Annotated in this window: 20 protein-coding genes; 7 read left to right on the top strand and 13 right to left on the bottom strand. The window is 62.4% G+C overall.

From position 1 onward, the window contains the following. Positions 1 to 57: 57 nt before the first annotated feature. The 4 genes from AC57B6_RS19085 to AC57B6_RS19070 all read right to left on the bottom strand — a co-directional run bounded on the left by AC57B6_RS19085 (position 58) and on the right by AC57B6_RS19070 (position 6,970). Positions 58 to 1,524 carry an efflux transporter outer membrane subunit gene (locus AC57B6_RS19085; protein ID WP_046573021.1) on the bottom strand — a complete coding sequence of 489 codons (1,467 nt, stop codon included), beginning with the start codon at positions 1,522 to 1,524 and terminating at the stop codon, positions 58 to 60. Between the two features lie 98 nt (positions 1,525 to 1,622). After that, positions 1,623 to 2,846, bottom strand: coding sequence for an efflux RND transporter periplasmic adaptor subunit (locus AC57B6_RS19080; protein ID WP_028200264.1), 1,224 nt, complete (start codon positions 2,844 to 2,846; stop codon positions 1,623 to 1,625). A gap of 35 nt (positions 2,847 to 2,881) precedes the next feature. Then, positions 2,882 to 6,118 (bottom strand): efflux RND transporter permease subunit, encoded by a 3,237-nt coding sequence (locus tag AC57B6_RS19075; RefSeq protein WP_030098803.1) that lies wholly within the window; start codon positions 6,116 to 6,118, stop codon positions 2,882 to 2,884. A gap of 417 nt (positions 6,119 to 6,535) precedes the next feature. After that, a complete protein-coding gene (locus AC57B6_RS19070; RefSeq protein ID WP_028200266.1) occupies positions 6,536 to 6,970 on the bottom strand; it encodes a VOC family protein in 435 nt (144 codons plus the stop codon). Between the two features lie 191 nt (positions 6,971 to 7,161). Here AC57B6_RS19070 and AC57B6_RS19065 point away from each other — a divergent pair, with 191 nt between their 5' ends. The 3 genes from AC57B6_RS19065 (at position 7,162) to AC57B6_RS19055 (ending at position 9,348) form a co-directional block, all read left to right on the top strand. Next, on the top strand, positions 7,162 to 8,037 hold the full coding sequence (locus AC57B6_RS19065; RefSeq protein WP_028200267.1) for a LysR family transcriptional regulator: 876 nt from the start codon (positions 7,162 to 7,164) through the stop codon (positions 8,035 to 8,037). A 242-nt stretch (positions 8,038 to 8,279) separates the two neighbouring features. Next, positions 8,280 to 8,918 carry a LysE family translocator gene (locus AC57B6_RS19060; RefSeq protein WP_183804172.1) on the top strand — a complete coding sequence of 213 codons (639 nt, stop codon included), beginning with the start codon at positions 8,280 to 8,282 and terminating at the stop codon, positions 8,916 to 8,918. 70 nt (positions 8,919 to 8,988) lie between these two features. Beyond that, complete coding sequence (locus AC57B6_RS19055) at positions 8,989 to 9,348, top strand: hypothetical protein (protein ID WP_028200269.1); 360 nt, start codon at positions 8,989 to 8,991, stop codon at positions 9,346 to 9,348. A gap of 58 nt (positions 9,349 to 9,406) precedes the next feature. On the opposite strand, the gene AC57B6_RS19050 is transcribed toward AC57B6_RS19055, so the two are convergent. The 4 genes from AC57B6_RS19050 to AC57B6_RS19035 form a co-directional block, all read right to left on the bottom strand. Further along, a complete protein-coding gene (locus AC57B6_RS19050) occupies positions 9,407 to 11,116 on the bottom strand; it encodes a SulP family inorganic anion transporter (RefSeq protein ID WP_496421895.1) in 1,710 nt (569 codons plus the stop codon). Positions 11,117 to 11,727: 611 nt separating this feature from the next. Then, complete coding sequence (locus AC57B6_RS19045) at positions 11,728 to 13,011, bottom strand: MFS transporter (RefSeq protein WP_496421894.1); 1,284 nt, start codon at positions 13,009 to 13,011, stop codon at positions 11,728 to 11,730. A gap of 14 nt (positions 13,012 to 13,025) precedes the next feature. Beyond that, positions 13,026 to 14,204, bottom strand: a complete 1,179-nt coding sequence (locus tag AC57B6_RS19040; protein ID WP_030098809.1) for a porin — start codon at positions 14,202 to 14,204, stop codon at positions 13,026 to 13,028. A 39-nt stretch (positions 14,205 to 14,243) separates the two neighbouring features. Next, positions 14,244 to 15,431, bottom strand: coding sequence for an amidohydrolase (locus AC57B6_RS19035; RefSeq protein ID WP_491563454.1), 1,188 nt, complete (start codon positions 15,429 to 15,431; stop codon positions 14,244 to 14,246). Positions 15,432 to 15,555: 124 nt separating this feature from the next. Between AC57B6_RS19035 and AC57B6_RS19030 the strand changes: the two genes are divergently transcribed. From AC57B6_RS19030 to AC57B6_RS19015, 4 genes are all read left to right on the top strand, one after another. Next, positions 15,556 to 16,476, top strand: coding sequence for a LysR family transcriptional regulator (locus tag AC57B6_RS19030; RefSeq protein WP_025527705.1), 921 nt, complete (start codon positions 15,556 to 15,558; stop codon positions 16,474 to 16,476). 246 nt (positions 16,477 to 16,722) lie between these two features. Then, a complete protein-coding gene (locus AC57B6_RS19025; RefSeq protein ID WP_235430079.1) occupies positions 16,723 to 17,058 on the top strand; it encodes a helix-turn-helix transcriptional regulator in 336 nt (111 codons plus the stop codon). After that, on the top strand, positions 17,048 to 18,313 hold the full coding sequence (locus AC57B6_RS19020; RefSeq protein WP_496421893.1) for a type II toxin-antitoxin system HipA family toxin: 1,266 nt from the start codon (positions 17,048 to 17,050) through the stop codon (positions 18,311 to 18,313). Before AC57B6_RS19025 ends, AC57B6_RS19020 begins: the two co-directional genes overlap by 11 nt. Positions 18,314 to 18,494: 181 nt before the next feature. After that, a complete protein-coding gene (locus AC57B6_RS19015; RefSeq protein WP_025527708.1) occupies positions 18,495 to 19,352 on the top strand; it encodes a PA4780 family RIO1-like protein kinase in 858 nt (285 codons plus the stop codon). Here the strand turns inward: AC57B6_RS19015 and AC57B6_RS19010 are convergent. From AC57B6_RS19010 to AC57B6_RS18990, 5 genes are all read right to left on the bottom strand, one after another. Beyond that, complete coding sequence (locus tag AC57B6_RS19010) at positions 19,322 to 20,386, bottom strand: LacI family DNA-binding transcriptional regulator (protein WP_496421892.1); 1,065 nt, start codon at positions 20,384 to 20,386, stop codon at positions 19,322 to 19,324. The genes AC57B6_RS19015 and AC57B6_RS19010 overlap by 31 nt on opposite strands. 48 nt (positions 20,387 to 20,434) lie before the next feature. Next, positions 20,435 to 21,610, bottom strand: a complete 1,176-nt coding sequence (locus AC57B6_RS19005) for an ABC transporter ATP-binding protein (protein WP_208647846.1) — start codon at positions 21,608 to 21,610, stop codon at positions 20,435 to 20,437. 71 nt (positions 21,611 to 21,681) lie between these two features. Further along, complete coding sequence (locus AC57B6_RS19000) at positions 21,682 to 22,593, bottom strand: carbohydrate ABC transporter permease (protein ID WP_025527711.1); 912 nt, start codon at positions 22,591 to 22,593, stop codon at positions 21,682 to 21,684. Then, entirely contained in the window at positions 22,593 to 23,534 is a 942-nt protein-coding gene (locus AC57B6_RS18995) for a carbohydrate ABC transporter permease (RefSeq protein ID WP_183804154.1), read from the bottom strand. Before AC57B6_RS18995 ends, AC57B6_RS19000 begins: the two co-directional genes overlap by 1 nt. Positions 23,535 to 23,543: 9 nt before the next feature. Next, positions 23,544 to 24,782: an ABC transporter substrate-binding protein gene (locus AC57B6_RS18990; protein ID WP_496421891.1), complete on the bottom strand. Its 1,239-nt coding sequence runs from the start codon at positions 24,780 to 24,782 to the stop codon at positions 23,544 to 23,546. Between the last annotated feature and the right edge of the window lie 184 nt (positions 24,783 to 24,966).

Below are 24,966 nucleotides of genomic sequence, written 5' to 3'. Positions count from 1 at the left end.
CGTTTTCCGTTTCCCGTTTCCCGCCTTCCTGTCTGGCCGTGTCATTCGTCGGGCGGCTCACTTCGCGGGAACCATCGCCTCCTTCGTGTTCGTTGCGTTCGTTGCGTTGGTTGCTTCGCCGGGCCGCTGCGTGCCCGACATGTCCGTGCCGGCACCCTCCCAGCCGCCGCCGAGCGCCTTCACCAGCGACACCGACAGCGTCATCTGCTGACCATGAATCTGCACGTCCTGACGCTCGCTGGTGAGCAGCGACTGCTGCGCGGTGATGACGTCGAGATAGGCGACGAGGCCGCCCGAATAACGATCGTTGGCGAGCGCCAGCAGATGCTGCGCATCGCTCACCGCCTCGTGCGACTGCTTCGCCGCGCCGTCCAGCACCGACAGACCGGTGATGCCGTCCTGCACCTGCTGGAATGCGTTCAGCACGGTTTGCCGATAGTTCGCCTCGGTCGCCTTATAGCCTTCGCTCGCGTATTTCACGTTGGCCGCGCGGCGGCCGCCGTCGAACAACACCTGGCCGACCGTCGCGCCGAGCGTCCACATCAGCGTTGGCGCGCTCAGCAGGCTGGCGAACTGCGTGCTTTCCCAGCCGATGCCCGGCGTCAGCGTCAGGCTCGGGAAAAACGCCGCCTTGGCGACGCCGATCTGCGCGTTCGCGGCCGCCATCGCGCGCTCGGCCGAGGCGATATCCGGGCGCCGTTGCAATACGTCGCTCGGCAGCCCAAGCGGAATCGGCGGCACCTGCGTGGCGAGCACGCGAGACTCGATTGCGAACTGCGGCGCGGGTACGCCGATCAGCGCGGCAATCGCGTGCTCTTCCTGCGCGCGCTGATTCAGCAGCAGTTGCGCCTGCACCCGGGTCGAATCGAGCAGCGACTTCTGCTGCAGCACGTCGAGCCCGGACACCGAGCCGAGATCGTGCTCGGCCGTGACGTAATCGAGCGCCTTCTGCTGCAGTTTCACCGATTGATTCAGCACGTCGATCTCGGCGTCGAGTTCACGCAGCGAGAAATAGTCGGTGGCGAGATCGGTAGTGAGGACGAGCCGCGCGTTGGCGAGGTCGTCGGCCGATTGTTGCGCCGAAGCCGTGGCGCCTTCCACCTCGCGACGTATCCGGCCGAATAGATCGGTGTCGTAGTTGATGGTCGGGCCGAGCTGCACGTTGTTCTGCACCGTCGACACAGTCGGCGTGGCGTAATTCGTTTGCGGCCGGTTCTGTGAAATGCGGAAGCGCGAGCCGGTCGCGCTCAGATCGACCTCGGGAATCTGCTGCGCACGGGTGTTGGCGAGCGTCGCTTTAGCCTGCTCATAATGCGCGCTTGCCGCGGCCAGCGTCTGATTCTGCGCCAGAGCCTGCGTTTCCAGCGCGGTGAGCGTCGGGTCGCCGAACGCGCTCCACCAGTCCGGCGACATCGGTGCATGCGAAGGCGCCGCGACGCGCCAGTACGAATCGGTTTGCCAGTCCGGCGGCACTTCGGCTTGCGGTCGCTGATAATCCGGGCCGACGGTGCATGCGGCCAGCAATGCCGCGCTTGCGGCGGCCGCGAGTGCCGCAAGCGCACTGCGTGACGCGTGTGACGTTCGTGATGTGAGTGCCCGGTCAGCGCCCGCCTGCTTCGCGATCACGACGCCCCCTTGCCGTTTTTCTGCGGCGGCGCGATCTGCACATGATCGCCGTCCGAGATCGAATCGCTCGGGTTGATGATGATCTTGTCGCTCGCCTCGATGCCGCTCTCGATTTCGAGCGATTGCCCCAGGTCCTGCGCGATCACCACTTTGCGCAACGTCACATTGCCCTTCGCATCGACCACCGCGAGCCGCGGACCTTCGGCGCGAAACAGCAGCGCATTACCCGGCACCGACAATTGCGCATGAGCGGCCGCGGGCACCGCAACCTGCACATAGGCGCCGGGCCGCAGCGTGCCGTCGGGATTCGGCAAGGTCACTTCGATCTGCAGTGAACGGGTTGGTACGTCGATCGCGCCGGAGATGTGCGTGATCTTGCCGTGGAACTGCTGACCCGGCAGTTCAGCCTGCGTGACCACCACGTCCTGTCCGACCGACACGTTCTGCGCGTAAGCCTGCGGCAGTTGCACATAGACTCGCAACGGGTCCGACTGCGCAAGAGCAAACAACGCGCGGCTCGTGCCGCTGCCCGCGTCGATCAGATCGCCGACGTCGACATTGCGCTGCGTGACCACGCCCGCAAACGGCGCGACGATGCGCTTGAACGATTCGAGTTGCTGGAGGCGCTTCACATTGGCGTCGGCGGCGGCGAGATTGGCGACATCCTGCGTGTAAGCGCTCTGCCGTTCGTCGAGTTCCTGCTGCGAGACCGCATCGCGTTGACGCAGTTGCTGCCAGCGTTGCGCCGAACTTTTGGCAAGCTCGAGACTCGAACTGGCCTGTTGACGCTGCGCGAGAGCCTGCGCGAGTTCCTGATCAATTTCCGGCGTGTCCAGATCCGCAAGCAATTGACCTTGCTTCACGCGAGCGCCGATATCGACGTACCAGTGCAGCAGATAGCCGGTGGCGCGCGCGTAGATCGGCGACTCGACATAGCCGCGCAGCGTGCCCGGCAGCAAGGTATGGCCGCCACCGCCCGTTTCCGTCGGGCTGACCACGTTCACGTACTGGGTGGCGTTCTGCGTTGTCGTGGCGACGACTGCGCGGCTCTGCAGAATGTTCGCGACCACGGTGCGCAGCGCACCCACGGCGAGCAGCGCCAACACGATCCAGACGGCGATTTTGGCGCGCTTCCATTCGCGATTGCGCGGCGGCAAGCTGTGGCCGCCTTCGGTCTCTCGCGCGGGTATCGCCAGCGATGCATGAGTTTTTTCGGTCATCTCAGTCAGCTATCTCAGTCAGCCGTCAATTAACGTTACGCGGGCTTGCCGTCACCGCCGTGGTCCAACGTGGGGCCGTCGTTGCCATGGCCGGCGCCGTGGCTGCCCGTACTATCCGTGTCGTCATCGTCGCGGTGGCGCCGCGCGAGGCGGGTATGAATGCCCGCGAACACCACCGGCACGAAAAACAGCGTGGAGACGGTGGCGAACAGCAAGCCGCCGATCACCGCGCGGCCCAGCGGCGCGTTCTGTTCGGCGCCTTCACCGAGACCGAGCGCCATCGGAATCATGCCGATGATCATCGCGAACGCGGTCATCAGCACCGGCCTGATCCGGCTCGCACCGGCTTCGAGCGCGGCGGTAAGCGGCGGTGCGCCGGCGGAGAGCCGCTGGCGCGCGAACGACACCATCAAAATACTGTTGGCGGTCGCGACACCCATCGTCATGATCGCGCCGGTCAAGGCCGGCACGCTCAGATGCGTGCCGGTCAGGAACAGCATCCACACGATGCCTGCCAGCGCCGCAGGCAACGCGCTGATGATGATCAGCGGATCGACCCACGACTGGAAATTCACCACGATCAGCAGATACACCAGCACGATTGCCATCGCCACGCCGAGGCCCAGACCGAAGAACGAACTGCGCATGGTCTGCACCTGGCCGCGCACGATGATCTGGCTGCCGCGCGGCAGCGAGGCGCGCACGTTATCGACGAGCTTGTCGACCTGATTCGCCACGCTGCCGAGATCGCGCTTCTCGACGCTCACGTACAGGTCGATCACCGGTCTGATGTTGTAGTGCGTGACGTCCGCGAACTGGGTGTGCGGCGAGACCCGCACCAGGTTGCCGAGCAGTTGCGTCGGCCCCGTGGCGGAACCCGACACCGGTGTGCGCAACAATTCATCGATCGACGAAATCCGATACTGCGGAGTTTGCACCCCGACGCTGTACTCCACACCATTTTTGTCGTTGAACCAGAACCCCGGCGAAGTCTGCGAACTGCCCGACAACGAAATCAGCACGTTTTGCGCCACGTTGCTTGCGCTCAGATTGAGCTGCTGCAGGCGCGTGCGATCCATCTGAAGATTGATCGCCGGTTCGTCCAGTTTCTGCTGGATGTGCGTGTCGACCGTACCGGGAATCATCCGAACCTGTTTCAGCAGCTTGCGTGCGACGTCGAAGTTGCCCTGCTGATCCGCACCGGAAATCTGCACATCGACGGCGGCGGGCAGGCCGAAGTTGAGAATCTGCGTGACGATGTCCGCCGGTTGAAAGAAGAACTCGACGCCCGGAAAGCGCTGCGGCAGGATCGCGCGCAATTTGTCCATATAGCCTTGCGTCGGCTTGTGGTTTTCGTTCAGGGCCACCTGAATTTCGCCATCGAGCGTGCCGATCGTCCCCGCGTTGCTATACGAGAGGTTGATACCGCTATACGGCAAGCCGAGGTTGTCCAGGATCGTGCCGAGTTCGTCAGGCGGCACGACCTGGCGAATCACCTTCTCAACTTCGTCCGCGAGACGCGCGGTTTCCTCGATGCGCGTGCCGGTCGGCGCACGCATATGCAGACGAATGTCGCCGGCGTCGACACTCGGGAAAAAGTCCTCGCCGAGCACGAAAACCAGCCCCATCGACACCACGCAGAAGCAGAGAAATATGCCGCCAAACCTGCCGCGACGCACCAGCACGCTGCTGAGAATCACAATGTAGGCGGAACGCATGCGCTCGAAGCCGTGATCGAAACGCAGATAGAGGCGGCGGAACAGATTCGGTCTGGCATTCGCCTTGGGCTTGTGCGCATGGCCCATCAGCAGCATGGCGAGCGTCGGCACCAGCGTACGCGACAGCACGTACGAGGCGAGCATCGCGAACACCACCGCTTCCGCAAGCGGCACGAACAGATAACGCGCGACGCCGGTCAGGAAGAACATCGGCACGAACACGATACAGATACACAGCGTCGAGACCAGCGCCGGCACCGCGATTTCGCCGGCGCCGTCGAGAATCGCATCGTGAAGATTCGTACCCATATGCAGGTGCCGTTCGATGTTTTCGATCGTCACCGTCGCGTCGTCGACAAGGATCCCGACCGCCAGCGCAAGGCCCCCCAGCGTCATGATGTTGATGGTTTGGCCGAGCGCATGCAAAGCGATCAGCGAAGACAGAATCGACAGCGGGATCGAAATCGCGATGATGCAGGTGCTGCGCCAGTTACCGAGGAACAGCAGGATCATCGCCGCAGTCAGCGCAGCGGCCACCAACGCTTCGCGCACTACGCCCTGTACGGCCGCTTTCACGAAGACGGACTGGTCGAACAGGGCCGTGATGCTCAAGTCCGGCGGCAACGCGGCGCGCACGTTTGGCAGCAATTCTTTCAGCGTATTGACGATCGAAAGTGTCGACGCGCTGCCGCTCTTCAGCACCGAGATCAGCACGCCGCGGTGGCCGTTCTGCCGCACGATATTGGTCTGCGGCGAAAAACCGTCGCGCACATGGGCCACTTCACGCAGGTACGTTGTCGCGCCATTGAGCGTGCGCACCGGAATGTCGTTGAGTCCCTCCACCGTGGCGGGTGAGCCGTTCATGTTGATGGTGTATTCCCGCGGCCCGATCTTGGCCGTGCCGGTCGGCAGAATCAGGTTTTGCGCATTGAATGCGCTGACGACGTCCAAAGGCGTCAGGCCCTTCGCAAGCAACGCGCGCGTGTCGAGGTCGACCGAGATCAGACGCGATTTGCCGCCGTACGGATAGGGCACCGCCGCGCCCGGAATCGTTACCAGTTGCGGACGCAAAAAATTCAGCGCGGTGTCGTTGAGCGCCTGCTCGGAAAGCTTCGGGCTCGACAAGCCGAGCTGGATCACCGGAATGCTGGAGGCCGAATAGCTGATCACCAGAGGCGGCGTCGCGCCCGGCGGCATCTGCTTGAGCTGTGCCTGCTCGACGGCCACCGTCTGCGCGATCGCGGTCTGGATATTCGCATTGGGCTGCAGGAACACCTTGAGAATCGTGATGCCCGCCAGCGACTGCGATTCAATGTGCTCGATGTCGTTGACCGTAGTGGTCAGACTGCGCTCGTTGACGGACGTGATGCGGTTGGCCATGTCCTCGGCCGACAAGCCCGTATAACTCCAGATGATGCTGACCACCGGAATATTGATCTCCGGCAGCACGTCGACCGGCGTGGTCAACAGCACGAACGGCGTCGCCAGCAGGATCAGAATGGCCATCACGATGAACGTGTATGGCCGCTTAAGCGCTACGTTGACGATCCACATGAAACGCGCCCGAAAGAATGCCGGTAAGGGAGGGGTGAATCAGCCAGGACGGGTGAGTCAGCCAATATGCTAGATCGGTAGCACCAACGCCTGCATGGCGCGAAAATGGCGGAATTGTCAGGAAGGCTAATGTAAGGATAGGAGACACTTCAAACGCACGCAATGCCGTGCGGACGCAAACGTTTGAAGAGATGGAGTTAGGCGATTTTAAGCGGGTGATTAAAGGCATGTCCCACGCAAGTCTCGGCGAACTCTGGCGAGACATGCCTTTATATTTTATTGCGCAATGCTAATACCTTACGGCCAGATTGTGTCTCCTGCCGTTCGGCGTGGTGATGGGCTCCACGCAATCGGCTTCTGGCAACCCACCCTCATTCGCGGCGCCGGCGTATACCGCCGGGCCCCTCGCACCAACTGTTACTTCGCAAACAACGACGACATATCCGCAAACGCCTTGAATTCCAGCGCGTTGCCCGACGGATCGAGGAAGAACATCGTCGCCTGCTCGCCGACCTCGCCCTTGAAGCGCACATGCGGTTCGATGATGAAGTCGATCCCGGCCTGTTGCAGCTTGTCCGCGGCAGCCTGCCATTGCGCCATCGAAAGCACCGCGCCGAAGTGGCGCACCGGCACCGCGTCGCCGTCGACCTTGCTGGTGTGCCGGTGGCCGATTTCTTCCGGCGCGAGGTGCGCGACGATCTGGTGGCCGTAGAAGTTGAAGTCGACCCAGTCCGGCGAGCTGCGCCCTTCCGGACAGCCGAGCAGCTCGCCATAGAACTCGCGTGCGGCCTCGAGGCTATGCACAGGGAACGCCAGATGGAACGGCGGCAAAACGGTTTCGGCAACGCTCATGTTCGGAGAACTCGCAAAGAGGAAAGTGGGATCGCGTGCCGGGCCCTGAATCAGCCCATGAAGCGGCCCATGAGGCAGCCCATCAAGCGGTTCCTGAAGCCGCACGCGTGAGGCCAATTTTAACCATGACTAAAAATGGTGAAAAACGATATATATTTGACCTGACCAACACGAAAATCGATCAATCGACGATGCTCAGCGAACTCAGAACCTTTATCGCCGTCAGCCAGTACGGTACGTTTTCCGGCGCGGGTGCGCGCATCGGCCTGACGCAATCGGCGGTCAGCGCGCAGATGCAGCGGCTCGAAGAGGAACTCGGCTTCGCGCTGTTCGACCGCACCGGCCGCTCCGCCACGCTCAACGACGCCGGCCGCGAAACGCTGGCGCTAGCCGAAGAAATGATGACGCTGTACGCGCGGCTCTCTGAGCGCGGCGCGGGCGCCGCCGATAGCGGCATGCTGCGGGTGGGCGCGATTGCGTCCGCGCAAGTGTCGTTTCTCGCCGATGCGCTGGCGCGCTTTCGCGACGACCGCCCCGGCTGGCGAATGCGCGTCGTGCCCGGCGTGTCGCTGGGTTTGCTCGGCCAGGTGGACTCGGGCGAGCTCGATCTCGCCGTGATCATCAAACCGCCGTTCGCGCTGCCGTCCGAACTGGAATGGCGCACGCTCGTCACCGAGCCGTTCGTGCTGCTGACGCCCAAGGCGCTCGCGCGTGGCAAGCGCTCCTGGCGCGAGCTGCTCCGAAGCGAGCCGTTCATCCGCTACGACCGCGGATCGTTCGGCGGCAGGCTGGTCGACCGTTTTCTGCGGCGCGAGCGGCTGAATGTGCACGACGTGATCGAGCTGGACGAGTTGCAGGGCATCGCGCAACTGGTCGCGCGCGGTATCGGCGTGGCGCTGATTCCGAATACTACGGGACTCGGCAGATGGCCCGCCAATGTCGCCGCGCTCGAACTCGGCGACGCGACGTTTCACCGTGAGATCGGGCTCGTGCAGCGTCCACGGCATAGCCGGCAGGCGGTGGCGGAGGCGCTGGCGGATTGCATCGGTCAGGCGGCGGGGGGCTGAGTTGCGCGGCGACTCCGGGCTGCGTGAGTTACCTGCCTGAGGTTGGGCCGGATGTGGTGCCTGATATGGCAAATACACGTTGCAAATGAACGTAGCAAACGCACGTGACAAGCGCACGCGACAACCGCACGATTGTGCCGCTGCACGGGCCATCAACTGTACCTGTGAGATTCGCACGCCAGCACGCAGAATCGTTGCACTCGCATCGTTCCACCCCGCTCGCCACCCAAGCTTACAAACCCATGATCGCCAGCACCTTCCTCACCACCGACGTTCTGATCGCCTACAGCGCCTACTTCGTCGGCACGGCGAGTCCGGGGCCAAGCAATCTTGCGATCATGTCGCTCGCGATGAGCGCCGGCAGAAAATCCGCGCTCACTTTCGCGCTTGGCGTGGTGTCCGGTTCGTTCTTCTGGGCCTTGCTGGCGTCGCTGGGTTTGTCGGCGGTACTTGCCACCTACTCGGAATGTCTGGTGGCGATCAAGATTGCCGGCGGACTTTATCTGCTATGGCTCGGCTTCAAATCCGCGCGCTCCGCCTTGCGCGCGAAAACGCTGCCCACGAATACCGCACGCGAAGGCGAACCGCTCAAACGGCTCTATTTGCGTGGCCTGCTGCTGCACCTCACCAATCCGAAAGCGATTCTGGTGTGGCTCTCAATCGTTTCGCTGGCCATGTCGCCGGCAGGCGGCACGCCGCAAACGGCACCGGTGGTACTCGGCTGCATGGTGATCGGCGTATCCGTGTTCAGCAGCTACGCGGTGCTGTTTTCAACCGCGTCCGCGCGGCGTATTTACGTCGCGATCCGCCGCTGGCTGGACGGTTCACTCGCGATCATGTTCGGCATTGCCGGGATCAAGCTGCTGACCTCGAAAAGCTAACCGCGCCCTCGGGACTCGCCCGCTCTGCGATACTGTCAGCTTGATGAATCGAAGTGGACAAGCGAACAGAATGAGCGCTGGCAACAACCCGGATCCGGCAGCAAGGCGCTCGCCATTCCAAACGCGGCTATATCTGGCAGGCGCTGCTGTGCTGCTCGGCAGTCTGGTCGCCGCTGCGATCATCTACGCAATGGCGCCGGCGCCGGACAGCGCCGTCTCCATGTACAGCATCGCGGACCCGCGCTATCAGATCGAATTGCAGCGCATTGGCGGCACCGCTCAGGTGCTGATGGCGGAGCTTCACCAGTGGTTCGATGGTCTTTGGCAGGGCACGGCGCTCGCGTATACGGTGGCCGTGCTCGGCGCGCTGCTTGCGGGCGCATGCTTTTTCGTCGGCTACTTCTTTGCCGACGAAGAGCCCTCCCTCTGAAGCCGACCCGCCGCGTCTGACCAAACAGGCGTTTATCACGCCTCCTCGTAGTCCTTCGTTACGAGGCGTCTTTGCGCGTACCCGGCTGCTCCACGCCTGCCAGGCGCAACGCTTCGTGCAAGGTGCTAAAAATGCGGTCAGTGCCGACAATCGGCGTGATCCCATGCCGCTCCATATCCGAGCGCAGGTACTGGTTTACGCGCGCGAAGATCACGTCGACACCGCTCTTCTTTAGCGTCCCGCACAATTCGCCGATTGAACGCGCCGCCGAATAGTCGAGGTCGGTGATCGCGCCGGAATCGATCACGAACCATTGCACCGGGCTCGGCGCGTGATCGATCAGGCGGCGGGTATCGTCGACGAAAAAGTGGTCATTCGCGTAGAACAGATCGGCGCCGAAGCGATAAACGATCAGTCCCGGCGCGGTCTGAAGTCCGGGCGCGGCCGGCACCGGCGCCCAGATACCGCCTTCGCTGGGCGCGAGAATCATGGTGTGCGGCCGGTAACTATGCCGCACGTGCCGCAGCAACGATAGCGTGACCGCCACCAGAATACCGTGCTCGACACCGATCAACACCACGGCTGCCGCGGTGAACACGGCCAGCATGAATTCACCGGGACTTTCGCGGCGAATTGAAAACAGCGTCGTCAGATTGATCAGCCCGACAGCGATCGTAAACACGATGCTGGCCAGGATGCAGTGCGGCAGGTACTGCAAAAACCGGCTGAAAAACAGCAGCACCACAACCACCACCACCGCGAACGCAAGCTGCGCGAACTGGCTGCGCGTACCGGCGCGATCGGCCATCGCGGTTTGCGTCGGACTGCCGTTCACCACGAACGCGCCGGAAAACGCCGCCGCGGCATTGGCGGCGGCAATGCCCAGCAGATCAGCATTGGTATCGACGGTTTCGTGATAACGCTCAGCGAATACCCGGCTCGCGGCGGCGCTTTGCGCGACGATCATCACGAAGCAGGAAGCCGCGACCGGCAGCAGATCGAGCAGTTGCTGCCAGGTAACCGAAGGCATGTGCAGCGGCGGCAAGCCGCCGGCCACCGGCCCCAGCACGGCGATACCGTGCGCCGCGAAACCGTAGATATCGCTGGCCGCGATGCCCGCCACCACCGCGATCAACGGCACTGGCACGCGCGGCAGAAAGCGCTTGCAAACCAGAATGGCGACAACCACCAGCACTGAAATGGCGAGCGTCGGCAGATTGATCTGCGCCGACTCGCGCACCGCCAGAGCGAGTTGGCCGACGCTGGTGGCGGCATGCCCAGGAATGCCGAGCATGTCGCCCAGCATCGCGATGCCGACCTGCACGCCGACGCCGGCGAGGAAACCGACCAGCACCGTGCGCGAAAGGAAATCAGCAAGAAAGCCGAGCTTGAAGATCCGCGCGATCAACAACAGCGCAGCAGTGAGCAAGGCGACCATCCCGGCGAGCGCCGCATATTCAGCGCTCGAAGCCGGCGCCATGGTCGACAGCCGGCTCGCAAAAATGGTGGCGGTGGCGGAATCGGCAGCCACCACGAGGTGCCGCGACGCGCCGAAGAACGCGAACGCGATAAGCGGCAGAAAGACGGTGTAAAGGCCCGTAACGGCAGGCATGCCGGCAATGCGCGCGTAGCCGAGCACTTGCGGAATATCCATTGACGCCAGTTGCACGCCGGCCAGCGCATCGCGCGCCGCCGCAGCACGGCTCAACGGAAGGACGCCCTTCAGCAGGCCAAGGCGTGAAGTGATGTTTGCCAGAAAATCCCGCATGCGCGATCGTGCCCCGAACTTAGGTTTATCGCGCATCGTGCCGCGACTCGGCACGTAAAGGCAAGGATTGGAGCGTTGATCGGCTAAAGAAAATGGCAAAACCAATGCGACGGCTTCGAACCCCAGGCTCCGAATCCGCCACGGCAACCATCCACTTCGGCTTAACGCCTGAACTGCCCCGTCAGTGGATCCACACGCCGCGCGAAACCGAACAGCGCGGCAATGCAGATCGGACAAGCGATGATGAACACGGCCAACATCTCGCACCCCGTAACATATTGTTACCGCCAAGTTTAAGCGATTGCGGCGCGAATTGAATGAGGGAAAACGCAACACACTATTGCGGACCATTACAACAAAATTACTGCCGGATGGCGCGTCGCTTGCGAAAACGCGCCCGAAAATGTGCCGGAAAATACGCCGGAAAACGCGGCAAACAGGGCAATAGAGCGCGCGCCCGGCACAAGGCGCTACGACGCGCAAACCTTCACTCACCTACAAATCTGTTACACCGCATATAGGTCACGTTCAGCTTCGCGGCCCGACAATTAGACGACCGCTTCCAACGACTCGAAGCGAGCATTGGCTGGCGCCCGCACCACTGCGCACTCCTATTTCGCTTCCTTGAACAGCACGATGCCGGCGAAACTCACCAGCCCGCAGGCCAGCACATACCAGGCCGGTGCATAAAAACTCCCCGACATGCGCCACAGCGCGCTGACGATCAACTGCGCGAAACCGCCAAAAATCGTCACACCCAACGCGTAGATGATGCCGAGCGACGTTGCCCGCACTTCGGGTTTGAACGCTTCGAGAATCAGCACGAAACCCGCCGGGCTCGACAGCGTCATCAAGCCGATCAGCACGAATACGACTAGCACCACGATATAAATCGACGGCCAGGTCCTGATCGCATAGAACGCCGGCAGCAGCACAACCAGCGACACCACCGACACCGCGTACAGCAAGGTCTTGCGACGCGGCGTGCGGTCCGCGAGACGACCGGCGAACGGCGAACCGATCAGCAGCACGAGGCCCGCGGTGCAACCCGCCAGCAACGATACCGCCGCCGGCATGCCGGTTGTCATCGTCAGGAACGACGGCAGGAAAAATACGATCACATACATCGACGAGGTGCCGCCGATCACCAGCATCGTGCCCGCCACGATCTGCCGCCATTCGATGCGGGACTTGCGGGCCGCCGCCGTCACCGCATGCGCGGGCGGCAAGGTCTCGTCGAGATGCTTGCGCAGATAGAAACCGAGCGGACCGATCAGAAGGCCGATCAGGAACGGCACGCGCCAACCCCATGCAAGCAGGGCTTCGTGCGACAGGCTGCGCGAGAGCGTTGCCGCCACCAGCGCGCCGACCAGCGCTGCGCCGCCCTGCGAGGCCATCTGCCAGCTCACCAGCGAACCGCGCCGGCCCGCGCTGCCCGACTCCATCAGCAAGGTGGTCGCCGCACCCACTTCTCCACCCGCCGAGAAGCCTTGCAGCAAACGGCCCAGCACGATGATCGCGGGCGCGGCCAGACCGATCGCCGCGTAAGTCGGCGCGAGGCCGATCATGCCGGTGCCGAGCGCCATCAGCGAAACAGTGAGCACGAGGGCCTGCTTGCGGCCCACGCGGTCGGCATACGCGCCGATCACGATGCTGCCGAGCGGGCGCACCACAAAGCCGACGCCGAACGTCGCCAGCGACATCATCAGTGCACCGAGCTCGCTACCGGCCGGAAAAAACAACTTGCCGATCAGCGCGGCGAAAAAGCTGTAGACCGTAAAGTCGAAAAATTCGAGGCCATTGCCGAGTGCCGCGGCGAAGATGGTCCGGCGCGACGCGCGCTGCGCTGCCGCGTTGTTCACGACGGCGCCTGCCGTGTGTTGGATTGCATTCATGGGGAGCCGTACGCCTAGAAGTTGTGATACATGCCGAGCGACATGGTGACCGGCGTCGTCCCGAGTTCCGGCGCCGTGCTGCCGGTTTGTGTCGGCAGCGGATTATTGTTCAGCAGTACCGTGGAAATGCCGTAGTTGCGGATGAAGCCGGCGCGCGCATACAGGCCCGTGCGTTTGGAAAGGGTGTAGTCGTAGCCGAGCATCACGCCGAACGCCGAATCTTTCGCGGGATTGTTTGCCGAGTCGTGCACGCCGGATGTATCGCGATACACCACTGAAGCCCGGAACGCATTGCGCCCGACCGGCCAGATCGTGCCGAGCGTATAGACACGCGCGATGCCGTCGTTGGCTAGCCTCGGCGCATACTGGTTGAATGCGCCTGACAGCACGATCTTGCCGGTATCGACCACCACGCCGAGACCGTACAGATCGTTGCGCACGGTGCTCGTGCCGCCTGTGCCTGTGGCGCCCCACACCTGGTTGTAGGTACCCGTCACGTAAGTCCTGCCGTCATACCACTGCAACAGCGCACCCTGCGCCGCCGCGGCAGGCGACTGCCCCGCCACGTTGCTCGGCGCATACATCACTTCCGTGCTGAAGCCCGCAAACGTCGGCGACAGGTACGTGATTGCGTTGTTCACCCGCGCGGCCAGTTGCGTTGCGCCCGCGCCGAGGTCACTGTTGTAGCCGAAGCCCTTCGGCGTCTGCACGACAGCGGTGCCGAGCCACGTATAAGCCGAGTTGGTGCCCACCGTGCCGAACACGTCGACGAAGAGCGGCAGCCCCGTGCCGATCTGCTTGCCGAAACGCAGCCGGCCGTAAGTCGACGAGTTCAACCCTACCCAAGCCTCGCGATTGAAGAATGACGTGCTGTCCTGCATGGCGCCGTTATTCGCCAGAAAACCGTTCTCCAGATTGAATTCGGCGCGCAGACCACCGCCCAGATCCTCCCGTCCGAAGATGCCGAATTTTGAGGTCCATTCGCCGCCGCTCTGAGTCTGCACCAGCGATTTGCCGCCGACGGTCTGATAGTTGATGCCCATATCCACCGAGCCGTACAGCGCCACGCCTTCGCGCAAGCTGCCATTGAACTCCGGCAACGCGGCCAGCAAGGTTGCCTGATACGGCTCGGCGTGCGCCGTGCCGGTCCCGAGCGTCAGCACTGCCACGCTCATTGCGATGCATTTTTTCATGGGTCTCCCTGCTCCTCACATGCGATTGATATCTGACGCTCAGGACACGCTCAAACAGCGCTCCGCGAGTCCGACGAAATAGGCCGCGCCCCAGCTGAGCGCCGCGTCGTTGAAGTCGTATTCCGGGTTGTGGACCGCGCAGCCGCCTTTCGAGTCGACGCCGTTGCCGAGCACCACATAGCAGCCCGGCACCACTTCGGTCATCCACGAGAAGTCTTCGCTGCCCATCACCGCATCGGGCATTAGCGTGTAGCCCTCGGGGCCTGCAAGGGCTTCGATGGTTTCGATCGCGAGGTCGGCCGCGCCGCGATGATTGACGAGCGGCCGAGAGATCTGCCGGTAGTCGACTTCGGCTGTGGCACCGTAGGTTTGCGCCTGCAATTGGGCAATGTTGCGGATCCGTGCTTCGACCTTGTCGCGCGTTTCCGAATCGAGCGCGCGCACCGAAAGTTTCAGCGTTGCGGTTTCGGGGATCACGTTGGGCGCGCTGCCGGCGTGGATCGCGCCGACCGTCACCACGGCCGCGCGAGTCGGCTCGATGTTGCGCGCGACGATCGACTGCAAGGCCAGCACAATATTGGCCGCCGCGACGATCGGATCGCAGCCCAACTGCGGCATCGCGCCGTGCGTGCCCTTGCCGGTCACGGTGATCGTCACCGAATCGGACGACGCCATCATGCAGCCGTGGCGCAGCGCGAAATGGCCGACCGGCAGGCCGGGCGCGTTATGCAGCGCGAACACCTGGTCGCATGGAAAGCGCGTGAAGAGGCCGTCCGCGATCATCTTCGAGGCGCCGCCCAGGCCCTCTTCCGCAGGCTGGAAGATCACGTTCAGCGTGCCGTCGAATTCGCCTTTGCGTGCAAGGTGATGCGCGGCGGCCAGCAGGATCGCGGTGTGGCCGTCGTGACCGCACGCGTGCATGGTCTGCGCGACGGTGCTCGCGTACGGCAGGCCGGTGGCCTCCTGGATCGGCAGCGCGTCCATGTCGGCGCGCAAGCCGAGCGTGCGATTCGACGTGCCGCGCCGCAACTGGCCCACCACGCCGGTGCCGCCGACCCCCGTCGTCACGTCATAGCCCCACTCGGCGAGCTTACGGGCGACCAGTTCCGCGGTGCGCGTTTCAGCGAAGCCCAGTTCGGGATGCGCATGGATGTCGTGGCGAATCGAAATGAATTCGTGCTCGTTCTCGCGCAGTTCGGCGAGAAGCTGGGGAAAAGCCTGCGTCATTCGTCTTGCTCCGATTAAGCCGGTTGTCGTTTCGCAACCGTCGAAGCCAAGCGTAAAGATCCAGCCCGAAAACAAAAAAGCACAAATTTTGATGTGCATAACCAGCAGTGCTATATTCCGCATCATGAAAATTCATCATCTGCGAGCACTGGTTGCGATTGCCTCGACCGGCAGCATCAACGGTGCGGCCAAGGCGCTGTACGTGACACAACCGGCCATCACGAAAGCGGTGCGCGAACTGGAGACGGAGTTCGGCGTGCGGCTGCTGGAGCGCAACCCGTGGGGCGTCGTGCCGACGGCTGAAGGCGCGGCGCTGGTGAGCCGGGCGCGCACCGTGGTGCGCGAGATGGAACGCGCCGAGGAAGACATGGCGCATCTGAAGGGCTTGCGCGACGGCAGCCTCGTGATCGGCATCACACCGATTGTCGGCACGACCGGGCTTGCCGAGGCCTTCGTCGAATTTCGCAAACGCTGGCCGATGGTGACGCTGGAGTTTCGCGAGCTGGGCTTCAACCAGTTGCACGAGCAACTGCGCAATCGCACGCTGGATCTTGCGTTCGCCGCCTTTGCCCGGCCGGTGAGCGATCTGGGCAGCGTGAAGCGGATGGTCTCGTTCGAGACCGTATTCGTGACGCGCGCACAGAGTCCCTATGCCGGCGCGGCATCGCTCGAAGCGGTGCAGGAAGCCGAGTGGATTCACACCGACGTGACGGACAACTATCCGGGCTTCATCCGCGCGATGTTCGAATGCGCCGGACTCGCGCCGCCCCGGCGCATCACGCGTTGTACCTCATACGCGCTGTTTTACAGCCTGACGGTCAGCACCGATGCGATCTTCGCGTGGACCACGCATTCGCTCGAAGAAACCTTGCTCGGACAGAGCTTCGTGCGCCTCGCCCTGCCGGTCGCGCCACCGCCGCTGCAGTTGTATTTGCTGTCACCGCAGGAATCGCAGTTGACCCGTCCGGCGGAGTATTTCGTCCATTGCATCGAGCAGGCAATCGGGCCGTTGTTGAAGGGGACGGTGGCTGCCGAAGAAGTATGAACGGGGTCGAAGGAATGACCCGGTCACTGCCGCAGCCCTAAATTTGTCCGATATTTTAGTCAAATTTCAAGTTTTTGCCTGAAGTATCATGCACATCAAATACGATCTCGGTTGATATCGCCAACCCTCCTATCATTTCGATCCAAGTCGTCTTGTCCGATACTTTTGACAAATATAGGATATTTGCCTAATCTATCCGACATGCCACGTACCTTTCAACGCCCCTTTCCGTCGGTCGAGAAACAGATGCGCGCTCTTGGCGAGCGGTTAAAACTGGCCCGGCTACGGCGTGAACTCTCTACGGTTCTGTTCGCCGAAAGGCTGGGCATTTCGCGCGACACCTTGAGCCGCCTCGAGAAAGGCGATCCGAACATTGCGCTTGGGACCTACATGCGAGCGCTTCGTGTATTGGGCCTCGACAAGGACATGGACGCCGTCGCCCGCGACGACGAACTCGGCCGCAAGCTCCAGGATCTCAAGTTGCCCGGCCAGCGAAAACCACGTACGGAAAGACCCAGCACCGCGCCGATCAAAACCGCGCCGCCGGATAAAGCTCACCCGAAGAGGTCTGATGGTCAGTAATAAACCTCGAGATACATACAAGGTATTCCTCGACGCAGCCGAACTGAGCGACATGCAACAGGTCGGCACGTTGTACCGCCAGACTGCGCGTACCGACTTGCCTGCCGCGTTTGCCTATGCGCAGAGCTGGCTCGACGGTCGCAACGCATTCATGCTCGACCCGCGCCTCGAGTTATGGGTCCATGAGCAATACCCGCCGGCGAAGTCTGTCGCATTCGGCGTATTCATGGACTCGGCCCCTGATCGCTGGGGACGCGTGTTGATGGAGCGCCGCGAAGCCGCTACCGCGGATCGCGAGGACAGACCCATGCGTAACTTGCAGGAACTCGACTTTCTGCTGGGCGTACACGATCTGACGCGCGTCGGCGCGCTGCGGTTTCGGGATGTAGAGGACCGGTTTCTTGACAACAGCGCCGACGCCGCTCCACCCGTTACCGACCTTGCCACCCTCGCCTATATCAGCTTGCGCATTGAAGAGGCGGGGGTCGAAAAGTTGCCCGAATACGAGCAGTGGCTCGCCATGCTGATCGCTCCCGGCACATCGCTCGGCGGCGCTCGCCCGAAGGCCAACTTCACCAGCCTGGGCAACGATCTCTGGATCGCCAAATTCCCAGCCAAAGACGACCGTTACGACATCGGCGCGTGGGAATACCTCACTCACCGGCTGGCGAGCAAAGCCGGCATCTGGGTGCCGCAGTCCGAGCTCAGGTACGTCGGTGCGCATGGCGTACGGTATGGCACGTTCTGCGTCGAACGATTCGATCGCCGTCAAGGCAGCCGGCGCATGTACACCTCCGCCATGACCTTGCTCGAACGTCAGGATGGCGAGTCGGATGCAAGCTATCTGGACATCGCCGAGTACCTCGCCGGCAACGGCGCGCAAGGTCACATCGACGAAGATCTCGCCCAACTCTTCCGAAGGATTGTCTTCAACGTGCTCGTGGGAAACCGGGACGATCATCTTCGCAATCACGGCTTCATTCGCGAAGCGTCGGGCTGGAGGCTCTCGCCGGCATTCGATATGAATCCAAATCCCGGCAAGCGGGAACACGCGCTCACGCTGGACGCCATGAGCGCCCTGCCGGATCTCGAAACCGTGATCGGAACGGCTGAGTTTTATCGGCTCGACGACAAGCAGGCACGTCGCATCGTTGTGGACGTTCGACACGCCGTCAATACATGGCGTGAAGAAGCCGCGGCTCTGAATCTGCCCCGGCCCGAAATACAGCGAATGGAATCTGTATTTCAGGTGTGATGCGTTCGAATGGCGACCCACATGTGCGAGGCCAGTCGGTCGCAACGGGCACCTCACTGCCTGCGTTCGAGCACATATCCTCATACCCCTTATAATCCGGCATGACCCGAATCCCGCATCCTCTCCCCCTCAAATCGGCCGCGTACGGCCGATCAGCCGCCCACCGCTCCATGGCGGCCGCATGAAAACACCCAAACGTCTGCTCCCGCTGGTCGAGGAAGGCCTGATCGACGAAGTCATTTCGCAGTTGATGAGCGGCAAGGAGGCCACCGTCTACGTGGTCCGCAGCGGCGAATCTACGCGCTGCGCGAAGGTCTATAAAGACGCCAAACAGCGCAGCTTCCGCCAGGCCGCGTCCTATCAGCAGGGCCGCAAGGTCAAGAACAGCCGCCAGCAGCGCGCCATGGAGAAAGGCAGCCGCTATGGCCGCGAAGTGCAGGAGCAGGCATGGCAGAACGCTGAAGTCGACGCGCTGTTCCAGCTTGCCAACGCGGGCGTGCGCGTGCCGCAGCCGTTCATCTGCACCGACGGCGTGTTGCTGATGGAATTGGTGACCGATGCGGACGGCGACGTCGCGCCGCGTCTGAACGATGTCGAGATGACCGAAGCACGCGCGCTCGAACTGCACGCGCTGCTGCTCAACCAGGTGGTGCGCATGCTGTGCGCCGGCATGATTCACGGCGATCTGTCCGAGTACAACATCCTGCTCGCGGCGGACGGCCCCGTGATCATCGATCTGCCGCAAGCCGTGGATGCCGCCGGCAATCTGGAAGCGCCGGCCATGCTGGAGCGCGACGTGAACAACCTCGCCACGTACTTCGGCCGTTTCGCGCCCGCCTTGCTCGACACAAGCTACGGCAAGGAAATCTGGTCGCTGTACGAAGCAGGCGCTCTGCACGTGGACGCCCGATTGACCGGCCGTGTCGAACAGGACACCACGCCGATCGATCTCGAAGGCGTGCTACAGGAACTCGAAGACACCCGGCTCGATGAAGAAGCGCGCCTGCGCTACGAACAGTCGCTGCGTAGCGGAACGTAAGCGGACCCCGTACCTCGCGCCAGCGTACCCGGAACCTGCCCCACCGATTCCCGCATCGTCACGCTCACCGGAAACTCGCGAGTAATCTCCCACGAAGTGCCGTAGCACTGATTGACCAGCCAGCGCACGGCATTCTGCGTCAGCTCCGCCGTCGGGATATGCACCGAGGTCAGTCCCGGCGCGGCATAAGCGGCCGAATAGTCATCGTCGTAGCCGATCACGGAAACGTCGTCCGGTACGGCAATGCCCGCCTGATGAAAGCGCGCCAGCACGCTGACCGCCATCGTGTCGTTCGCGCAGAATAGCCCCGTGAAGCGCCGCTTCGAATCGAGCAGTTTCTGCGCGGCCGCATAGCCGCCTTCTGGCGAAAAGTCCGATTCGATCAGCGTGACGTCCTCGCGAGCGATGCCTTCGCGCGACAGTTCGGCGAAGAAGCCTTCGAGCCGGGTCTGGTTGTCCGAGGCGCTGGACGGCCCGGATATCACCGCGATGTGCCGGTGCCCATGATCGAGCAGCGTGCGTGCCGCCAGTTCACCGCCACGCCGATGATCCGCGCAGAATGACGCCTCCGGCAAATGATCGAACGCGCGATTCAGAAACACCATTTTCGGGTGCATGCGATGCAGCATGTCCAGATCGTCGTCGTGCAGATCGTGGCTGATCACCACCACGCCGTCGCAATCGCGGCCGATCAGAAAGCGCACCGCCTCGATCGCCTGCTCACGCGGCGACACTTCCCCACAGCCGGTCGCCACCACCACGTGACGGCGCACCGCGCGCAGTTCAGTGTCCGTTTGCTTGAGTATCGTGCCGTAGTAGGAGCCGAAGAAAGTCGGCACAAAAATGCCGATGATGCCGAGCGATTGCGTCGCCATGGCGCGGCCGATCGACGATGGCCGGAAATTCAGTGCTTCGATCGCGGCCTTTACACGGGCGGCCGCGTCGGCTGAAATGGGTCCCTTACCGGAAATGGCGCGTGACGCAGTCGACATCCCCACGCCGGCCAGTGCCGCGACATCCTTGAGTGTTGCCACGCGGTTCTCCGTCAAGCCTGTTGTATTCAACGACGCCGCGTCCGGTCACTAGAGACGCGCGCCGCCCTCCTCGTCGAACAGCGAAATATGCGCGCCGTCGAACGAGAACGCCGCGGCATCTCCTATCGCCAACGGCGTCTTGGTCTGATCGATCGACGCGATCTGCACGCCATGATAATCGAGCCAGACGACGCGGTGGTTGCCCATCGGCTCAATCAGTGAAATGTTCGCGCGCTCGCTCATTGCCGTGCCCGAATCCACGCGTTCGCTCACCAGCACGTCTTCTGCCCGCACGCCGAGCACACAAGGCAGACGATCCGCCGGCAGGTTTTTGAAAGGATAGGCCGACACATCGAACCGCAAGTTCGCGCTGCAAAAGTGCAGCGACCCATCGCGCACCTCGAGTGTGCCCTTGAGCAGATTCATCGCGGGCGAGCCCAGAAACGTCGCGACAAACAGATTGTCCGGCCGCGCATAGACTTCCCCGGGCGTGCCGAACTGCTGGATCACGCCGCCGCGCATCACGGCCATGCGTGTGGCGAGCGTCATGGCTTCCACCTGGTCGTGAGTCACGTAGATCATCGTCGCGCCCAGACGCTGGTGCAGTTGCTTGAGCTCGCGCCGCAATTCAGTGCGCAGCTTGGCGTCGAGATTCGACAGCGGTTCGTCGAACAGGAACACGTCGGCCTCGCGTACGATCGCCCGGCCAATCGCGACGCGCTGCCGTTGCCCGCCAGAGAGCTGGGCCGGCTTGCGCTTGAGCAGCGGGCCGAGTTGCAGCATCTCGGAGGCCCGCGTGACGCGCCGTTCGATTTCCGCCTTCGGCGTGCCGTTGATGCGCAACGCGAACGACAGATTGCGCTCGACACTCATGGTCGGATACAACGCATACGACTGAAATACCAGCGCGATGCGGCGATCTTTCGGGTCGGCCCAAGTCATGTCTTCGCCGGCAATTTCGATGCTGCCGCCGGTCACATCGATCAGACCCGCAATGCTGTGCAGCAAGGTGGATTTGCCACAGCCCGAGGGTCCGAGCAGCACCACGAACTCGCCCGCGCGCACGTCGAGATCGAGATTTTCGATCACCGTATTCGCGCCGAGCTGAATCTTCAGGTTGCGCACCGATACATTGGCCGGATTCGCCAGCCCCGCCGCATCCGCCACGTCGCCGAGGCCGGCCGCACCTGCCACATCTGCCGCGCCTGCTGCCGGGTGTGTCATCGCATTTGCCACTGCATGTGCCTCCACGTTTCAAAACTGGCCAGCTTCGTCATACCTTACCGCCCTGTCCCCTATCCCTTGACGGCGCCGGACGCAATGCCGCGCACAAACCAGCGGCCCGAAATGAAGTAGACCGCTAGCGGCACCATGGAGGTCAGAATGGTCGCCGCCATATTGACGTTGTAGAGCCGTTCGCCGGTAGTCGTGTTGATGATGTTGTTCAATTGCACCGTCATCGGCAGATTTTTTGTGCCGGCGAACACCAGCCCGAGAATAAAGTCGTTCCAGATGCCCGTCACCTGCATGATGACCGCCACGACGATGATCGGCGTGGACATCGGCAGCATCAGCTGCAAAAAGATACGCCAGAAACCGCCGCCGTCGATGCGCGCCGCCTTGAACAGCTCCTGCGGAATCGACGCGTAGTAGTTGCGAAACAGCAGCGTCATCACCGGCATGCCGAAGATGGTGTGTATCACCACGATGCCCGGCAGCGAACTGAACAGATGCACGCTCGCCAGCACGCGCACGAGCGGATAGACCATCACCTGCACAGGAATGAAGGCGCCCATCAGCAGCACGCCGAACAGCACGCCGGCCCCGCGCGGCCGCCAGAACGACAGCGCGTAGCCGTTGACCGCACCGGCCGCGATCGATAACACCGTGCTCGGCACGACGATACGCACTGAATTCCAGAAACCGACCTGAATGCCGTTGCAATCGAGCCCGGTACAGGCCGATTGCCACGCGGCGCGCCATGCGTCGAGCGTGAAATGCGTGGGGAACGCGAGCAGATTGCCGAGGCGAATCTCGCTCATCGGTTTGACCGACGTGACGAGCATCACATACAGCGGCAGCAGGAAAAACAACGCTGCCGTGAGCAAAAACGCGTAGACGCCGAAACGCGCGGGTGTAAAAGTCCGGCGGCGCCGGCGGCTATGGCTCGGCGTGCCGCCTTTCAGGGTTGGACTCAGCGTGTTCATCACACCTCCTTGCGCAACGCAGCGCGGCTGCGGGCATAGAAGAACGGCGCGAGGATCGCCAGCACCGTTGCGAGCAACACGATCGACGCGGCCGACGCCAAACCGATATTCGCGCGGCCGAACAGGTAGTCCATGATGAACTTTGCGGGCACTTCGCTCGCCGTGCCGGGGCCGCCTTGCGTCATTGCGACCACCGCGTCGTAGAGCTTGACGACCATCACGAAGAGCAGCACGAAGGCCGTGGACATGGAAGGCCCGAGCATCGGCACGACAATGCTCGCATACACACGCCAACGCGGAATTCCGTCGATACGGGCGGCTTTCCACAGTTCGTCGTCGATACCGCGCAAGCCCGCCAGCAGCAGCGCCATCACGAGGCCGGATGCCTGCCATACCGTCGCGATGACGATGGTGTAGATCACCCAGTCCTGATCGACGATCCAGTCGAAGCGCGCATGCACGAAACCGAGCTTGTGCAACACCGCCTGCGCGCCCAGTTCGGGATTCAGGATCCACTGCCAGACCAGACCGGTGGCGACAAACGACATGGCATACGGATAGAGAAACACCGTGCGCAGCACGCCTTCAGCCGCCACTCGCTGATCGATGAAGATCGCCAGCAACAAACCGATCACCATGCACGCAACAATGAAGCACGCACCATAGATCACGATATTTTGCAGCGACAGCAACCAACGGTCGTTGTTGAACAGCCGCACGTATTGCGTGAAGCCCGCGAAATCGCCGGAAGGAAACGTGCGCGAGTTGCTCAGCGACACGCGCGCGGTCCAGACCATCGTGCCGAGATACGCGAACACGACGGTCAGGACCATCGGCAGCAATGCCACCCATACCGCTATAGGCAAACTCTTTTTAAGCGGTTTTTTCAGCGGCCCTTTGCGATGCCTCGAGTCAGCGGCCTGCAGCTTGAGCGCGTGCATGGCGGGCGCCTAGCTCTTCAACGCACTGGCAAACGCCTTCTGCGCGTCGTCGACCGACTGGTTCTTGTTCCAGAAGTTCGTGATGACGTCGATTAACGCGCCCTGTGTGTCAGGCGAGAGCAGCATTTCCGGATTCGGCAACTGACGCGACTTGTCCTTCATGATCGCAATACCCTCCTTCGCGCAGATGTCGAGACTGCTCGCGTCCACGTCGGGACGAATCGGAATCGAACCTTTCTTCGCGCTGAATGCGACCTGCGCGGCCGGCGAGGTCATCACCGTGGCAAGCAGATTCTGCGCCTTGATCGCGTTGGCGTTGTCGGTTTTCGGGAACACGAATACATCGCCCGCGACCAGATACGGCGAATGCGGACCGAAACCCGGGAAGCAGCCGAAGTCCTTGCCGGCCACCTGGTTGGCTGCCGAGAACTCACCCTTGGCCCAGTCGCCCATGATCTGCACCCCGGCCTTGCCGGAAATCACCAGCGCGGTGGCATCGTTCCAGTTGCGGCCAGGCGAGCCCGGATCGACGAAGTCATGCAAGCGCTTGAACGATGCGAGCACCTTCTTGAACGCGTCCGACCTGACCGCGTTCTGGTCGCGATCGCGATACACCTTCAGATAAAGATCGGGGCCGCCGACGTCGGCGAATACCGCATCGAACGTGATCTTTTCCTGCCACGGCTGACCGCCGAGCGCGAGCGGGATCACGCCCGCGGCTTTGAGCTTGCCGAGATCGGCGAGGAATTCGTCGTAGTTCTTCGGCTCGGCGGCAATGCCGGCCTTCTGGAACACGGGTTTCGAGTAGAAGAACCAGGCCGGCATATGAATATCGACCGGCGCGGCGTAGTAATGACCTTTCACCTTGATGCTGTCGATGATCGACTGCGGGAAGACGTTATTCCAGTTCTCTTTCGCGGCAACCTCGTCGACATTGTTCAGGAGGCCCTGGTCGATCAGGTCGTGAAACTGTTTGGACGTATTGAACTGCGCGGCGGTGGGCGGATCGCCGCCGACGATCCGATTGATCGCGGTGGAGCGTGCCTGATCGGCGCCGGCGACGGCGTTGTCGATCCACTGGCCGCCGGCCTTGTTATACGCATCGGCGAACTGGCGGATCGCGGCGGACTCGCCGCCCGAGGTCCACCAGTGGATCACGTTGGCCTTCAACGGTTCCGCTTGCGCGACGACGCCATATAACGACAGTGCCGCAACTACACTCGCCGCGATCATTTTTCTGCTGTTCATTCCGTCTCCTGTGTCGATCAGAGTTAGCGCTTTAGCGCTTATTCTGATCCCATGCAAAGCTGTCGATCAGAGTTAGCGCTTTAGCGCTTACTCTGGTCCCATGCAAAGCTGTCGATCAGAGTTAGCGCTTCAGCGCTTACTCTGATCCCATGCAAAGCTGTCGATCAGAGTTAGCGCTTTAGCG

It is taken from the genome of Paraburkholderia sp. BGA-UO-ETr-F12, assembly GCF_059567945.1.
The sequence above is the reverse complement of the archived record's forward strand: the minus strand, read 5'-3'. Positions and strand labels throughout refer to the sequence as shown.

What these genes read in the sequence shown, in the direction of transcription:
- AC57B6_RS19030 (WP_025527705.1), top strand. Translation starts at nt 15,556, where the DNA reads ATGAAAATTCATCATCTGCGAGCACTGGTTGCGATTGCCTCGACCGGC.
- AC57B6_RS19025 (WP_235430079.1), top strand. Translation starts at nt 16,723, where the DNA reads ATGCGCGCTCTTGGCGAGCGGTTAAAACTGGCCCGGCTACGGCGTGAA.
- AC57B6_RS18990 (WP_496421891.1), bottom strand. Translation starts at nt 24,782, where the DNA reads ATGAACAGCAGAAAAATGATCGCGGCGAGTGTAGTTGCGGCACTGTCG.
- AC57B6_RS19080 (WP_028200264.1), bottom strand. Translation starts at nt 2,846, where the DNA reads ATGACCGAAAAAACTCATGCATCGCTGGCGATACCCGCGCGAGAGACC.
- AC57B6_RS19070 (WP_028200266.1), bottom strand. Translation starts at nt 6,970, where the DNA reads ATGAGCGTTGCCGAAACCGTTTTGCCGCCGTTCCATCTGGCGTTCCCT.
- AC57B6_RS19035 (WP_491563454.1), bottom strand. Translation starts at nt 15,431, where the DNA reads ATGACGCAGGCTTTTCCCCAGCTTCTCGCCGAACTGCGCGAGAACGAG.
- AC57B6_RS18995 (WP_183804154.1), bottom strand. Translation starts at nt 23,534, where the DNA reads ATGCACGCGCTCAAGCTGCAGGCCGCTGACTCGAGGCATCGCAAAGGG.
- AC57B6_RS19075 (WP_030098803.1), bottom strand. Translation starts at nt 6,118, where the DNA reads ATGTGGATCGTCAACGTAGCGCTTAAGCGGCCATACACGTTCATCGTG.
- AC57B6_RS19065 (WP_028200267.1), top strand. Translation starts at nt 7,162, where the DNA reads ATGCTCAGCGAACTCAGAACCTTTATCGCCGTCAGCCAGTACGGTACG.
- AC57B6_RS19000 (WP_025527711.1), bottom strand. Translation starts at nt 22,593, where the DNA reads ATGAACACGCTGAGTCCAACCCTGAAAGGCGGCACGCCGAGCCATAGC.
- AC57B6_RS19050 (WP_496421895.1), bottom strand. Translation starts at nt 11,116, where the DNA reads ATGCGGGATTTTCTGGCAAACATCACTTCACGCCTTGGCCTGCTGAAG.
- AC57B6_RS19040 (WP_030098809.1), bottom strand. Translation starts at nt 14,204, where the DNA reads ATGAAAAAATGCATCGCAATGAGCGTGGCAGTGCTGACGCTCGGGACC.
- AC57B6_RS19060 (WP_183804172.1), top strand. Translation starts at nt 8,280, where the DNA reads ATGATCGCCAGCACCTTCCTCACCACCGACGTTCTGATCGCCTACAGC.
- AC57B6_RS19055 (WP_028200269.1), top strand. Translation starts at nt 8,989, where the DNA reads ATGAGCGCTGGCAACAACCCGGATCCGGCAGCAAGGCGCTCGCCATTC.
- AC57B6_RS19045 (WP_496421894.1), bottom strand. Translation starts at nt 13,011, where the DNA reads ATGAATGCAATCCAACACACGGCAGGCGCCGTCGTGAACAACGCGGCA.
- AC57B6_RS19015 (WP_025527708.1), top strand. Translation starts at nt 18,495, where the DNA reads ATGAAAACACCCAAACGTCTGCTCCCGCTGGTCGAGGAAGGCCTGATC.
- AC57B6_RS19005 (WP_208647846.1), bottom strand. Translation starts at nt 21,610, where the DNA reads ATGACACACCCGGCAGCAGGCGCGGCAGATGTGGCAGGTGCGGCCGGC.
- AC57B6_RS19020 (WP_496421893.1), top strand. Translation starts at nt 17,048, where the DNA reads ATGGTCAGTAATAAACCTCGAGATACATACAAGGTATTCCTCGACGCA.